At 39.7% G+C, this 14,952-nt stretch carries 15 protein-coding genes and 1 pseudogene; 4 read left to right on the forward strand and 12 right to left on the reverse strand.

Annotation, left to right across the window (positions count from 1 at the left end):
* Positions 1-431 precede the first annotated feature (431 nt).
* From nqrM to P20480_RS09460, 11 genes and pseudogenes are all read right to left on the reverse strand, one after another.
* On the reverse strand, positions 432-593 hold the full coding sequence (gene nqrM / locus P20480_RS18080) for a (Na+)-NQR maturation NqrM (protein ID WP_050547937.1): 162 nt from the start codon (positions 591-593) through the stop codon (positions 432-434).
* A gap of 151 nt (positions 594-744) precedes the next feature.
* Entirely contained in the window at positions 745-1,773 is a 1,029-nt protein-coding gene (locus P20480_RS09500) for an FAD:protein FMN transferase (RefSeq protein ID WP_008129520.1), read from the reverse strand.
* Between the two features lie 113 nt (positions 1,774-1,886).
* Positions 1,887-3,111, reverse strand: a pseudogene (gene nqrF / locus P20480_RS18085) (NADH:ubiquinone reductase (Na(+)-transporting) subunit F).
* 17 nt (positions 3,112-3,128) lie between these two features.
* Entirely contained in the window at positions 3,129-3,737 is a 609-nt protein-coding gene (gene nqrE / locus P20480_RS09495) for an NADH:ubiquinone reductase (Na(+)-transporting) subunit E (protein ID WP_006791490.1), read from the reverse strand.
* A gap of 10 nt (positions 3,738-3,747) precedes the next feature.
* Positions 3,748-4,380 carry an NADH:ubiquinone reductase (Na(+)-transporting) subunit D gene (locus P20480_RS09490; RefSeq protein WP_006791491.1) on the reverse strand — a complete coding sequence of 211 codons (633 nt, stop codon included), beginning with the start codon at positions 4,378-4,380 and terminating at the stop codon, positions 3,748-3,750.
* On the reverse strand, positions 4,380-5,129 hold the full coding sequence (locus tag P20480_RS09485) for a Na(+)-translocating NADH-quinone reductase subunit C (protein WP_008129526.1): 750 nt from the start codon (positions 5,127-5,129) through the stop codon (positions 4,380-4,382). The genes P20480_RS09490 and P20480_RS09485 overlap by 1 nt, the downstream gene beginning before the upstream one ends.
* Entirely contained in the window at positions 5,122-6,336 is a 1,215-nt protein-coding gene (locus P20480_RS09480) for an NADH:ubiquinone reductase (Na(+)-transporting) subunit B (protein ID WP_006791493.1), read from the reverse strand. The genes P20480_RS09485 and P20480_RS09480 overlap by 8 nt, the downstream gene beginning before the upstream one ends.
* A 1-nt stretch (position 6,337) precedes the next feature.
* A complete protein-coding gene (locus P20480_RS09475; RefSeq protein WP_006791494.1) occupies positions 6,338-7,681 on the reverse strand; it encodes a Na(+)-translocating NADH-quinone reductase subunit A in 1,344 nt (447 codons plus the stop codon).
* Between the two features lie 498 nt (positions 7,682-8,179).
* On the reverse strand, positions 8,180-9,373 hold the full coding sequence (gene fabV / locus P20480_RS09470) for an enoyl-ACP reductase FabV (RefSeq protein ID WP_008129529.1): 1,194 nt from the start codon (positions 9,371-9,373) through the stop codon (positions 8,180-8,182).
* Positions 9,374-9,486: 113 nt separating this feature from the next.
* Positions 9,487-9,798, reverse strand: coding sequence for a BolA family protein (locus tag P20480_RS09465; protein WP_006791496.1), 312 nt, complete (start codon positions 9,796-9,798; stop codon positions 9,487-9,489).
* A gap of 78 nt (positions 9,799-9,876) precedes the next feature.
* The gene (locus tag P20480_RS09460) at positions 9,877-10,470 is read right to left on the reverse strand and encodes an alpha-ketoglutarate-dependent dioxygenase AlkB family protein (RefSeq protein WP_008129534.1); all 594 of its coding nucleotides are present in this window, start codon (positions 10,468-10,470) and stop codon (positions 9,877-9,879) included.
* 42 nt (positions 10,471-10,512) lie between these two features.
* Between P20480_RS09460 and P20480_RS09455 the strand changes: the two genes are divergently transcribed.
* From P20480_RS09455 to P20480_RS09440, 4 genes are read left to right on the forward strand one after another with little or no spacing between them, the layout of a single operon-like run.
* Entirely contained in the window at positions 10,513-11,655 is a 1,143-nt protein-coding gene (locus P20480_RS09455; protein WP_008129536.1) for a methyltransferase, read from the forward strand.
* A 24-nt stretch (positions 11,656-11,679) separates the two neighbouring features.
* Entirely contained in the window at positions 11,680-12,219 is a 540-nt protein-coding gene (locus tag P20480_RS09450; RefSeq protein WP_008129538.1) for a YajG family lipoprotein, read from the forward strand.
* A gap of 2 nt (positions 12,220-12,221) precedes the next feature.
* Entirely contained in the window at positions 12,222-12,842 is a 621-nt protein-coding gene (locus P20480_RS09445; RefSeq protein ID WP_008129539.1) for a peptidylprolyl isomerase, read from the forward strand.
* 46 nt (positions 12,843-12,888) lie between these two features.
* A complete protein-coding gene (locus P20480_RS09440; RefSeq protein ID WP_008129541.1) occupies positions 12,889-14,268 on the forward strand; it encodes an AmpG family muropeptide MFS transporter in 1,380 nt (459 codons plus the stop codon).
* Positions 14,269-14,342: 74 nt separating this feature from the next.
* On the opposite strand, the gene P20480_RS09435 is transcribed toward P20480_RS09440, so the two are convergent.
* A complete protein-coding gene (locus tag P20480_RS09435) occupies positions 14,343-14,582 on the reverse strand; it encodes a helix-turn-helix domain-containing protein (protein ID WP_006791502.1) in 240 nt (79 codons plus the stop codon).
* Positions 14,583-14,952 lie beyond the last annotated feature (370 nt).

Genomic DNA, 14,952 nt, shown 5'->3' on the forward strand with positions numbered 1-14,952 from the left:
GTGTTAGTTAAACACTAACGAATTCTGGCCATTGCCTATAAACACATTTTACTTTGCTAAAGCTACTGATTAAGCTCTTAGCTGTGTCTATGGGTTAACTTTAGAGTTATTACTCAAATTTCACAAGCGATAAAAATAAACCTGATAGATGAAAAAAACTAAACTATAGACCTTAGTCTAATAGCCATGCTTTAAGTAACGAAATATTTGCCTGTAAGGCACTCGGTAAATCTTTACTCTATTAGGCATAGAACAACTCAATGCCCCTGTATGAAACTAAGTAAACCATTATTCTTTAATGTTATTTATGGCAAAACCAGTCTGTTTCTTATTAAGTAAAATGAATTTTTTAAGTTGAATGTGTATTCGTTCCCTGAATAGCAGGCACAAAAAAAGCGCTATAAAAGCGCTTTTTGTTACTAAAAAAATATTTAAATTATTTGGTTTTCTTTCCAAGATTGCTCTTTAGCTAAGCGCTTTTTGCGCTTGTCACAAGGATCATCGCAATCACAGGCTTTATCGATGCCTACCGAGCCTAATCCACCGCAGCTGCTGGCCATCGATTTTCTTTGCACTATCATACCTACAGCCATTGCTGTAACAATTAAAATTAGTAAGCCAAAAGTAAGAAAAAAAGTGACATTGCTTAGCCCCTATTGATCAGCAATAAATTAAGCCCAAACTATTTTTGAGCAATTGTTATTATATACCCAACCTCTATGGAAATAAACCAGCTTTGAATTCTTACAAGTAGGGTTCAAATGCAGGGCTTGAATACGTGACTAAGCCATCAGGCGATTTAGCAATTAAATACACTGCTAAGTTATTAGCTTGTGCATAAGCTTGTGCTTTTTCCATACCCATAACTGTTAAAGCAGTTGCTAAGCCATCTGCGGTCATTGCACTTGGGTGTAATACTGTTACAGAAACTAAGTCGTGCTTAATTGGCATTCCTGTTACAGGGTCAATCAAATGGGTGTATGTTTCGCCATCCATTATATAAAAGATACGGTAATCCCCAGATGTAGCAATTCCCATAGTGCCTGGTAGTAAAATTCGGTGCACTTCACGCTTACCTGGCTCTGCATCTGGTTGTTCTATTGCAATTACCCAGCCTTGTCCATTTGGCTTTTCGCCAGACATACGCAGCTCACCGCCAATCTCAACCATGTAATTAGTAATGCTATGGCTTTCTAATAATTGCGCCACTTTGTCTATGCCGTACCCTTTAGCAGTTGCAGAAAATGATAGTTCTAGTCCATCAACTGTTTTTGCTAAACCTTGTTCATTTAATACAAGCTTATCTACACCAATATTTGCAACCATTGCCTGAAGCTCATCATCAGTGGGTCGTTTGGTCGGCTTTTTATCAGGGCCAAATCCCCATAAATCAATCAATGGTCCCATTGTTACATCAAGTGTATTGGTAGACTCTCCTATACGAATGGATTCACTTATAACAGCTCTGAAGCCTTCACTTATTGGCATAAATTGATTTGCTGGCAAGCGATTAAATGTATTTATCTCTGAGTCTTTAATGTATGTTGACATAGACTGGTTTACATCGACTAATACAGCATCTATTTGTTCTTGTATTTGAAGAGCAGATATTGCCTCTTGCTCGTCATAATATTTAATATGATAGGTAGTCCCCATGGTTTTACCTTCTAAATAGGTTTCCTTTGGGACCGATTCTGCGCATCCAGATAACAGTAAAGTCAGCGTAATAATAAATAAGGCGATTATGCCCTGGGGAGTATTTACTTTGTTCATAACAACCCTACTTAATAGGTTAAAAATTAATATATAAGAATAAAAAAGCCTCGTAACACATAGTGCTACGAGGCTGATATTTTAACCAAAACTAATCTGTTTTGATATGCGTGTTAGCCACCGAAATCATCTAATAAGATATTTTCGTCTTCAACACCTAAGTCTTTAAGCATATTGATAACTGCAGCGTTCATCATTGGAGGACCACACATGTAGAACTCACAATCTTCCGGTGCTTCGTGGTCTTTAAGATAGTTCTCAAATAACACGTTATGGATAAAGCCAGTATAGCCTTCCCAGTTATCTTCAGGTTGTGGATCTGAAAGCGCTGTGTGCCAAACGAAGTTATCGTTTTCAGCAGCCAGGCCGTCAAAGTCTTCAACGTAGAACATTTCACGCTTAGAACGCGCACCATACCAAAAACTCATTTTACGCTTAGAATTTAAACGTTTAAGTTGGTCAAAGATATGTGAACGCATTGGTGCCATACCTGCACCACCACCTACAAATACCATTTCAGCGTCAGTTTCTTTAGCGAAGAACTCACCAAATGGACCTGAAATAGTCACCTTATCACCTTCTTTAAGTGACCAAATGTACGAAGACATTTTACCACAAGGTAGGCTTAGGTTTCTTGGCGGCGGCGTAGCGATACGCACGTTAAGCATGATGATGCCTTCTTCTTCTGGGTAGTTAGCCATTGAGTAAGCACGAATTGTTTCTTCGTCTACTTTTGACTCCAGGTCAAAGAAACCAAAATGATTCCAGTCGCCACGATACTCTTCAGGAACATCGAAATCGGCGTATTTAACATGGTGAGCTGGTGCTTCTATTTGGATGTAACCACCCGCACGGAAAGGCACTGATTCGCCATCTGGAATTTGTAGCTTAAGTTCTTTAATGAAAGTTGCTTTGTTATCGTTAGAGATAACTTCACAGTCCCATTTTTTTAACACCGAAAATTGACTCTTCAAGTTCAATTTCCATGTCATTTTTAACATTTACCTGACACGCTAAACGACAACCTTCGCGGGCTTCACCTTTAGAGATGTGATCAAGTTCAGTTGGTAGAATATCGCCGCCACCTTCTTTAATGTGAACGCGACACTGACCACAAGAGCCACCGCCACCACATGCAGAAGATACGAAAATACCCGACTCAGATAGTGCACCTAATAGCTTACTACCTGCTGATGTTTTAATGGCTTTGTCTGCATCGCCATTAATACCGATGATGATATCACCGCTTGCAACTAGTTTAGACTTAGCACCAATGATGATTAAAACTAGTATTACAACGATAGCGATAAAAACACCAACGCCTAAGAAAATATCCATGATTGACCTCGCTATTATTACAGTGAAATACCAGAAAATGACATAAAGCCAAGACCCATCAAGCCAACAGTGATAAAGGTAATACCTAAACCACGTAAACCATCTGGTACGTCTGAATACTTCATTTTCTCACGGATACCTGCAAGTAATGTAATTGCAAGCGCCCAGCCCACACCAGCGCCAATACCATATACAACAGACTCGCCGAAGTTATAGTTACGCTCAACCATGAAGGCTACCGCACCAAAGATTGCACAGTTAACTGTGATCAATGGTAAGAAAATACCTAATGCGTTGTACAGTGGTGGAAAGAACTTATCTAATGCCATTTCAAGAATTTGCACTAGTGCTGCAATAACACCAATGAAAGTTAAGAAACGTAAAAAGCTAAGATCAGCTTCTGGGTAACCAAGCCACTCAAGTGAACCTGGTGCTAATACCGCGTGGTAAACCAAGTTGTTAACTGGTACAGAAATACCAAGTACAACAATAACCGCTACGCCTAGGCCAATTGATGTAGTTACTTTTTTAGACACGGCTAAAAATGTACACATACCTAGGAAGAACGCTAAAGCTAAGTTTTCAATAAAAACGGCTTTTACAAATAAACTAATATAATGTTCCACTTATCGCCCCTTACGCTTTAGCTTCTACTTGGTCTTTCTTATAAGTACGAAGTACCCAAATGAATAAACCAATGATGAAGAATGCACTCGGTGGTAAGATCAATAGGCCCATAGGTTGGTACCAACCACCATTTTGTACTAATGGAATAATATCAACACCGAATAGTGAACCCTTACCGAATAGCTCACGAATGAAACCAACAGTAAGAAGAACTACAGAGTAACCTAAGCCATTACCAATACCATCAAGGAAAGACATTAATGGCGGTGACTTCATCGCGTATGCTTCAGCACGACCCATTACGATACAGTTAGTAATAATCAGACCAACGAATACAGAAAGCTCTTTTGCCGTAGCATAAGAGAAAGCCTGCAGTACTTGGTCAACAACGATTACTAATGACGCAATAATCGTCATTTGTACGATAATACGCACTGACGATGGGATGTGATTACGAATAGTCGAGATAAAAAGGCTTGAAAATGCGGTTACCAAGGTCAATGCGATTGACATGATTAATGCGTTTTTTAAGCTAGACGTTACAGCCAACGCAGAACAAATACCGAGTACTTGAAGTGCAATTGGGTTGTTAGCGAAAACTGGCCCAAACAGGACCGCCTTCATTTCTTTAGTATCAGCCATTATTTCAATGCTCCATTACGTACTTTAGCAAGGAAAGGGCCAAAGCCGTTTTCGCCAGTCCAAAAATCAACCGCGTGATCAACACCGTTAGATGTTAATGTAGCACCTGAAAGACCATCGATTTTATGCTCATCACCGCCCGCAGTTCCTTTAACGATCTGGATTGGTAATTCTTTACCTTCCCACGTTGCAGTCCACTGTGGGTTTTGAATTTCACCACCTAGACCAGGTGTTTCGTTGTGCTTATAAAAGATGATGTCTTTAATTGTTTCACCATCGCTTTCAAGCGAAATAAAACCGTACATCAAACCCCATAAACCATAACCCTGGATAGGAAGAATAATTGCATCTGTAGAGCCATCGTCTTTTTTAGAGATGTAAACAGGTGCACGCTTAGTGATACGTTGTATACCAGCGATGTCCTTAATTCCATTCTCTTTCAGAGGATAACCTTCATTAGCATCATACTTTGTTTTTTCAAAGTCAAAGTCTTCTACAGGGTCTGCAAAATCACCGCTTTGCATATCAATAAAGCGAGTTTCGATTTTAGCTTCAAACGTTTCAGCAACGTTATCAACTTTGCTAATACCTGCGGCGGCTAAAATATTGCTTTGAATATCTTTTGCTTTGTTTGCTTTTTGCAAAGGGCGAAGTTGCACTGACGTTAGCGATACAATTACTGCACACACCAAACATAATGAGACAACAACAGCTAGCGTTTTGCCAATTGATTCGTTATTACTAGACATTACGTGCCAACCTCCGCTTGATATTAGCTTGCACTACAAAGTGATCGAATAATGGTGCAAACAAGTTAGCAAACAAGATTGCCAGCATGATGCCTTCAGGGTATGCAGGGTTAACAACACGGATCATGATAACCATAAAGCCAATAAGCGCACCGTATGCTAATTTACCTTTATCAGTAAATGCAGCAGATACAGGGTCAGTAGCCATAAAGAACATACCAAATGCAAAGCCACCTAGCACCATGTGCCAGTACCAAGGCATAGCAAACATTGCATTAGTTTCTGAGCCAATTGTGTTTAGTATTGATGAAGTAATCACCATACCTAGGAATACACCTAGCACAATACGCCAAGAAGCAATGCGCACGTAAATTAAGAACAAACCACCAATAAGTACAGCAAGCGTTGACGTTTCACCCATAGAACCTTGGATAAAGCCGTAGAACGCATTCCACCACATTTGCATGTTAGCGTAACCTAAGTCACCACCTAACGTACCTGCAAATGCTTGACCTAGCATAGTTGCACCAGAGAACGAGTCTACGGCAGTCCATACTGTGTCACCTGAAATTTGCGCTGGGTATGCGAAGAATAAGAACGCACGACCTGCAAGAGCAGGGTTTAAGAAGTTACGACCAGTACCACCAAATATTTCTTTTGCGATTACAACACCGAAAGTAATACCTAGTGCAACTTGCCATAAAGGAATTGTGGCAGGCAAAATTAGTGCAAATAGCACTGATGTTACGAAGAAACCTTCATTTACTTCATGCTTACGCACAGAAGCAAACAACACTTCCCAAAAACCACCAACAACAAACGTTGTTGCATAAATAGGTAGGAAGAAACACGCTCCGTAGAACATTTTTGCGCCCCAACCTGCATCGGCAGTCAAATCACCACCTAGTAGCTGGAACAAACCTACTTGCCAAATGTTAGCTAGCTCAAAACCATTACCAAGTGCCATAGCTGCTTGATGACCGATGTTGAACATACCAAAAAACATGGCAGGGAACGTCGCCATCCACACTAAAATCATCATACGTTTTAGGTCGATGTTATCGCGAACGTGAGTTGAACCTTTGTTTACATAACCTGGTGTGTAAAAAATAGTCGCGGCTGCTTCATACAGTGCGTACCATTTTTCGTGTTTTCCACCTGGTTCAAAATGCGGCTCGATATCTTCTAAAAAAGTTTTTAAACCCATTTTAGCCTTCCTTCTCGATCGTAGTTAAGCAATCGCGTAGGGCTGCGCCGTACTCGTATTTGCCAGGACAAACGAAGGTGCATAACGCTAAATCTTCTTCATCTAATTCAAGCGCACCTAATGAAATCGCACTGTCTAAATCACGAGACAATAAGTCACGTAATAATAGCGTTGGCAAAATATCAAGTGGCATAACACGCTCGTAGCTTCCAAGTGGAACCATGGCACGTTTTGAACCACCCGTAGACGTTGTCATTTTGAATAAACGACTCGGAGTAAGGTGAGACAAGAATGTACGCGTTACAGAGAATTTATCACTACCTGGTGCAATCCAGCCAAACAATTCCTTTTCGCGACCTTCAAGTAAAACAGATACTTGAACATGGTAACGACCTAAGAATGCATGAACACCAGACGACGTAGCACCTGCAAGTACAGAACCAGAAATAACACGGTTATCACCGTCTTCTAATTCCCCTGCCACTAAGTCATCTAATGAAGCACCTAATTGTGTTTTCACTAAACGTGGATTTTTAACGCGAGGACCTGCAAGAGAAACAACACGATCTGTGTATATTTCACCAGTAAGGAACAGGTGACCATACGCAATAACGTCTTGGTAACCGATATGCCAAACTTGCTTGCTAGCAGATACAGGGTCAAGGTTGTGAATATGAGTGCCTACAAGGCCAGCCGGATGCACACCACCAAACTCATGTACTTCTACTTGAGCAATAGATGAGCTAGGGATTTGGCTGCCAGCTTGCTTACAAACAAATACTTTTCCATCGGTCAAACGCGATACAACAGCTAAGCCTGCTTCAAACGCTTGCGCATTTTCAGCAATAATCACTGCAGGATCTGCAGCAAGAGGATTAGTGTCTATAGCAGTAACAAATATAGAGCTAGGATTTGCATCCACAGCCGCTACTTTGCTGAATGGGCGGGCACGTAGTGCTGTCCATTGACCTGACTGAATAAGTACTTCTTTAGCTTTTTCACGATCCAAGCTTGTAAGCTCAGATTCAGAGAAAGAGTCAAAGGTGATTTGCTCACTGCCGTTTACTTCAATAACAACAGATTGCAGCACACGTTTAGCACCACGATTTATTTCTTTTACAACACCAGAAGCTGGTGCGGTAAACAGGACGCCTGGGTTCTTTTTGTCTTCAAAAAGTACCTGGCCTTTTTTAACTTGGTCATCCATACGAATATGCATGGTTGGACGCATACCTATAAACTCTTCACCTAGCACGGCTACTCTTTTGACGGGTGAACCGTCGTGAATAACTTGCTGAGGTGCGCCATCTAATGGTAAATCCAGACCTTTTTTTATGTTGATCATACGCACTTGCACTACATTAACGGAAAGAAACTGAAAAATCGTACCAACCACGTCGCCATTTAAGCTACCCCAAGTTATTTCAATGTATAAAAGAAAAACTCGCTTTGGTCATTAAACAGGCAACGCGGTAAAAACTCTTCACATATTGCCTTAATTTTAACACCATTGTGGGTGACTATGCGAGTGTATTTATGAAAATTATACGACTGAAACGCTTATTTGGTTTTGTTAGCTAGATTTAATAAAATTTAAGTTAGACCAAAGTGGTAGCTTAAGCAAAGAATGAGGTTTTTTAATTGATAAAAGTCGCATGAAGCGACTTTTAAATTAGGGCATGTTGAATTTATAGGATTAAAGCTTACTGAATCTTAAAGCGGTACCTGTTTAGCAATAATACTTATTTATGGGCAATAACCACACAACATCAGCTCTGTATTACCGAAATGCCAAACAGTTTACCAAAAAAGACAAGCAAGCCCTGACTATTCACTTAATTGATTAATCAATCATATTTGCAATTGCTTGAACTGGCTCTACATCTTGGTCGTAATCAACTGACTCAATGCCAAAACCAAATAAGCGTAAAAACTCATTGTGATAACCAACGTAATCTGTCAACTCGTCAATCGTGCTGGTATCTACTTTGTCCCATACTGCTTGGATACGTGCTTGAACATCGTCTTCAAGTTCTTTGTAGTTTTGAAATAAGTGACCGCCATCATCAAAACGCGGCGTTTCACCGTACAGGTTTTCGGTAAATAAGCCATGAATTTGCTCAATGGTGCCTTCGTATGTTCCGTCCGCCTTCATTACCTTGAATAAAGCTGAAATATACAATGGCATAATTGGTATAGCAGAGCTCGCTTGTGTTACAACAGCATTGAGTGATGAAACATACGCTTGACCATTTAACGCTTTAGTTGACTCTTTTATCGCAACCGTTGCACGGTCTAAGTCTTCTTTTGCTTTACCAATAGTCGCGTGCCCGTATATTGGCCACGTTAATTCTTTGCCTATGTATGTGTAAGCTGTGGTTTTAAAGTCATCTGCTAGCACGTCAGCGTCTTGAAGTGCATTAATCCACATTTCCCAATCTTCACCACCCATTACTTTAATGGTGTTGTCGATATCGTCTTGTGTTGCAGCCTCTACAGTAATTTCGTCAATTTCACGCTTTGACGTATTTAGATTTTTTGTTGTAACTGCGTTGCCGATTGGCTTTAACGTTGATGAGTAAACTTCACCCGTATTTGGGTCAGTACGACGAGGCGACGCTAAACTGTAAATGACCAGATCAACCTTGCCTAAATCTGCTTTAATTGTATCAATTGCTTTTTGTTTTATTTCGTTTGAGAAGGCATCACCGTTGATATTTTTAGACCATAAACCGGCTTCGTCTGCCGCATTTTGAAAAGCAGCCGTATTATACCAACCTGCTGACCCTGTTTTACGCTCGGTACCTTCTTTTTCAAAGAAAATACCCAATGTTTTAGCGCCGCCACCAAATGCTGCCGTAATACGCGATGCCAAGCCGTAGCCTGTAGATGCACCAATAACTAACACATTTTTTGGCGCGTTTTTTAATGCACCTTGTTGTTTTACATAGTTAATTTGCTCTAGCACATGTTCACTACAGCCTACTGGGTGAGCGTTTGTACAAATGAATCCACGAATTTTTGGCTTAATGACCATTGATGATCCTATATCTTTTACTATAAAAATTAGCGCTAGTTTAAAGGCTAATACTTAAAACACTGATCTGATCAGTTAAATACGGTTGTAAATAACTGTCAAACCTCAATTAATCAATCTAATTTAGATCCACCTAAACAGTTTGGCGATGCTGGCGCTTCGCTGTCATGTTCAGTGTATTCGTCAGGAGTGTAAGTATGAATAGCCAATGCATGTATATGGTTTGCAAGCTCTTCTTTTAAAATTTCATTAATTTGACGATGGCGCTGCAAAAGGCGTTTACCTAAAAACTCTTCGCTTACCACAATAACCTTAAAGTGCGAATCAGTGCCTTTGCTGTGCATATGACTTTCGTTAATAACATTTAAATGCTTACACGCAATAGCATTGCTGATTTTTTCTTGGATTTGTTGCTGCATTGACATATAAAACCATTATTTATAGCTTATTTATGAACTTATCATAGCAAGCAGCCCTGCCCGTTGGCTAACTAAATTACGCAACTAGCCTTGTTTTATATACCTAAAGGTTAAACTTATTCGCGGGTGCACTAAGCTGGTTTGCTTTAAAATAGCATGCTGAAAGTCTCGCTGGCTATTGCCACTCATGACCAAACAACTACCACTGTGTAATTTTAAATCCGTTATTTTATTACTGGTTTTGTCTTTTAGCTTTAATACCCGCTCTGCTCCAAGCGATATACACACTATAGTGGGCTGCTGGCCTAACTCAATTTCATCATCACTGTGCCACCCCATGGTGTCGTTGCCATCGCGATAATAGTTGACTAATAAAGAATTAAAAGGCTGGTTTAAATGTGCCTCTAACCTTTTTCGCATTGCCATTAATGTACTAGGCCAGGGTTCAGTTATTAACTTACTGTTTGAATAGCCGTATTCAATTTTATGGTCGCCAATAAAGCATTGCAGGCGTGGGATTGGTCCAGTTTTAGAGTAAACCGTGACTTCTGGCTGCTGCCACTTAAGGTTTTTTTGCAGATAATAAAATAAATCGAGGCTTTTTTGTGCGCTAAGCGCCTTTGTTTGATAAGAAAAGCCATTAGGCAACTGTTGGGGGTTGGCGTTTTGCCGTTGCATGTTAGAATTTACCTACATTAGTTTACTGATACAAAAACCACTATGACGACGCAAGCCCAGCTAGGCGATAAAACTTTTACTCTTGAACGCTTCCCTTTGGATCAAAAAAACCGCAGTTTACAAGCGTGGGATTCGGGCGATGAGTACCTTATCAATTATGTTAACGAACATCATCCTGATTGTCGCTCATTGCTTATTTTAAATGACAGCTTTGGTGCTCTTGCCTGTAGCTTTAATCAATTAACGGTTTGTTCAGTTAATGACTCGTATATTAGCCACCAAGCCGCAGCGTATAATTTACAAGAGAATAAGCTATCTACTGTGCAATTTACGCAATTGGACAGCCTCTCGGCACTTCCAGAAGACGTAGATTTAGTGTTAATTAAAATACCACGTAATGTTGGCTTTTTGCAGTTTCAATTAAGTGAGTTAAGCGAAGTTCTTGCACCAGGCACACCTGTTATTGCAGCTGGTAAAACTAAAGATATTCACAACTCAACAATTAAGGCGTTTGAACAGTTCATTGGTGAAACTAAAACAAGCTTAGCGGTGAAAAAGTCACGCCTTATTTTAAGTAGCGCAAAAGGCGGCTATAAAGCTGCTGATTACCCTGTTTCATGGCAACTTGAAGGCACCGAGTTTAATATTACAAACCATGCAAATGTGTTTTCGCGTGATTCGTTAGATATTGGTGCGCGCTTCTTTTTTAACTACTTGCCGCAAACACCAAAAGCTAAACAAATTATTGATTTAGGCTGTGGTAATGGCGTAGTTGGTGTTATGACCTTAGCGCGCTGCCCTAAAGCCTCTGTAACGTTTGTTGATGAATCGTACATGGCGGTCGAGTCTGCACGACTTAACGTAGAGCAAAACATGGCAGAACGATTTGATGATTGCGAATTTATAGAAAACGATTGCCTAACCGGCTTTGAAAAAAACAGTGTAGATATGGTGCTATGCAACCCACCATTTCACCAAGCACAAGCGGTTACTGATCACATTGCTTGGCAAATGTTTAAACAAGCTAAAGACACGTTAAAAGAAGGTGGTGAGCTGCGCATTATTGGTAATCGTCATTTAGATTATCATGACAAGTTAAACCGTATGTTTGGTAACTGTAAGCTATTAGGTTCAAACAAAAAATTTGTGGTTTTAAGTTCGACTAAAAATAGTGGGGTGTTATAACAATGACAATAATAAACCGTATATTTGGCTGTGCTGCATTTTGTATTTTTAGCAGGCTGTGCAAACCAACCAAGCCAAGTCATACTTAACCCGGTTTACCAAAGTGGCCAAGTAAGCACTTTAAATAGTAGCCTGAGCACGAGTGTTATTGATGTACGTGGCGATACTTCTACCCTAACTCTAGTTGAGTCAGACAAAACCAAAACATTTGCAAGCCAAGGTATTACTGAGTCGATTAAAAGTGCACTAGACAGTGCACTTAGTCGTAATGGCGCGAGCATTTCAAATTTAGCCACCACTCGATTTGAGCTAGATATAAATGCCTTACAAGCAGTGGTTACTGAAACCTTAGTAAGCCATAAAAGTGAAGCAAAAATTGAACTAAGTGTTCGCGTATTCCGTGCTACAAGTAATTTTACAAAAAAGTATAGCGGTAATGCAGCGCTAGAAGGCCCGCTTGGCCATGACAGAGCTAAAATAGAAGGTCAACTCAATAAGTTGACTGAACAAATGATAACCCGCATTGTGTCAGATCCTGAATTAATACAGTTTTTAGAAGGTTAACCATGAAACGACTTTTTATACTTTGTTTAGCTCTTTTTTTTAGCGCAGCAAGTTTAGCAGCCCAAGAGGGCAGATTTGTACAAAAAGACAATATGTTTCCACGTGTTGAAATAGTGACATCACTAGGCAGTATTATTGTTGAGCTAGACCGTTCTCGGGCCCCTATTACAGTTAATAACTTTTTGACTTATGTATCAGATAAAAGTTATCAGGGTAGTATTTTTCATCGTGTTGAGCGCGACGAAGAAAACGAACGCGATTTTGTTATACAAGGTGGTGGGTATGATAAAGACATGGAAGGCTTACATCAAAACGATCCTATTTTTAATGAAAGCGGGAATGGTCTAAAAAATGATATGTACAGTATTGCCATGGCATACCAAGACAGACAGCCGCATTCAGGTACTCGCCAGTTTTTCTTTAATATGGATAACAATGACCATTTAAATCCTGGAAGAGACTGGGGATTTGCGGTGTTTGGTACTGTAATGGATGGATACGAAACCCTTGATAAAATTATGGCTGTTAAAACAATTTACAACGAAAAAATTGGTTATGACTTTGTGCCAGAAACACCAGTGGTCATTTTAAATATTAAAATGATTGAGCCAACACCATTATAATTAATGAGGTGCGGTATAGCTGCACCCACTCGCCAATGAAGGCCCTATGAGCAACACTCTCTCTTTCAGCGAATACTTTTCGTATTTTAAAGATAAACGTTTAATTAATGTGTTTATTTTTGGTATTAGCAGTGGTTTTCCCTGGGTATTAATTGGCTCTGTAATGTCGGCATGGCTAAAAGATGAAGGCCTGAGCCGAAGCATGATAGGCTTATTTGGTATTGTATTTGGTGCCTACAGCATCAACTTTTTGTGGTCGCCCTTAATCGATCGTACAAAACTGCCTATTTTATATAAGTGGCTAGGCCAACGCCGTAGCTGGATATTGTTTTGCCAAAGCTTTATGTTTTTAGGCACATTACTTCTTGCTGGCCTTGACCTCAAAGCTAACTTGGCGATAGCTGCAGCACTGTGTTTATTAATTGCAATTGCATCTGCTACACAAGACATTGCGATAGACGCATTTAGAATAGATACCCTAAGCGAAAGTGAATCACACAAAGCAACGGCTGCCGCAGCCATGGCCACCTCAGGATGGTGGACAGGCTATGCGTTATTGGGTGCGATTCCATTTTATATGGCAGATATTCCTTCACTTGGTTGGCCACAAGTTTACTACTTTTTAACTGCTGTGATATTGGTATTAATGGGAGGTGTGCTATTTGCTAAAGAGCCCGCCTCTAATAGAGAAGCCGTTCACGAAGAACTAGAACGTGTTTACATTGAAAAGCTTGCTACTATTAATCAAACACCTCTCAATAAAGTCGTTGCCTGGTTGGTTGTTACAATTATTGACCCTTTTAGAACATTTTTTGCAAAAAATGGGGTTAAAACTGCACTCGCACTACTTGCTTTTATTTTCCTATTTAAAATTGGCGAAGCGTTTTTAGGACGAATGTCGATTGTTTTTTATAAAGAAATAGGTTTCAGCAATAGCGATATAGCTACTTTTTCAAAAGTTGGCACCGCGGTGCTCACTATTGCCTTTACCTTTGTAGGCAGCTTATTTAATCAAAAATATGGCATTGTGAAAGGGTTATTTGTTAGTGGTGTAGCCATGGCTGCATCTAATTTAGCCTTTTCTGCTATTGCACTAGTGGGCCCTAACTTAGGTTTATATGCTTTTGCTATAGTAATTGATGGCTTCACACAAGCATGGTCTCTCGTTGCTATGGTCGCGTTTATATCTATGCTATGTGACAGAGCATTTAGTGCAACACATTATGCGTTGTTAGCGTCGCTGGGGAATTTAGGAAGAACATTACTTTCGAGTTACAGTGGGGTTGTAATTGATGATTGGCTAATGGGAAATTGGTCGTTATTTTTTGTATTAACCGCTTTAATGGTGCTTCCCTCTTTACTATTTTTGTATGCAATAAGACACAAATTGTATGAGCTTGAGAAAAACTACCATAGTAGCTATTAAGCTTAATGCATCCATGCATTAATATTTTGCTTAGCACATTTAATATACCCCTGAATGAACTAAGCAACACACTATTAATCTACTTTAAGCAGGCTTAGTGCTTCATGTGGGTCAACTTCTAGCGCTGTACAATAACGAACAAACTCAACTACATCTAAACGGCGTTCTTGATTTTCAATTTTGCCGATAAACGAGTGAGGCGTTCCAAGCACCTGTGCAAGGCTTCTCATTGTATGGCCTTTTTCATGGCGTTTGCTTTTAAGCCATGTTGTTAACTTAGCGTTCTCTTCTGAAGAAACAGTTTTCCCCATCATTTTACATCTCCTACTAGACGATTAGACAACACCACAAAAGCAGCAGTCGTTACCATAGCTGTAGGCAAGTAAGCAGTAACTTATGTTTTAAATAGCAATCTATCGCTTCTCAAAGCACTGGTTGCTACTCACTCCCACCCACATAGCTAAAAACGACGCTTAAAATGTGGTAAAAGGTTTTTGTTATTAGAATGAAATTTTGCCCGTCTCATTCTTGGATACATTATATACTATTAACACTTTGGTTAAATAGTTAATTGCTCGCCTTAGTCAAAATCAACCCCAGTGAACATTTACAAACACTGAATATTTCAGCTAAGTTATCAAAAACATTAAAAATAATATTTTTATTATAAAAATATAAATAGGC

The sequence above is a fragment of the Pseudoalteromonas sp. BSi20480 genome (assembly GCF_000241365.1).
In the GTDB taxonomy this organism is placed as follows: domain Bacteria; phylum Pseudomonadota; class Gammaproteobacteria; order Enterobacterales; family Alteromonadaceae; genus Pseudoalteromonas; species Pseudoalteromonas marina.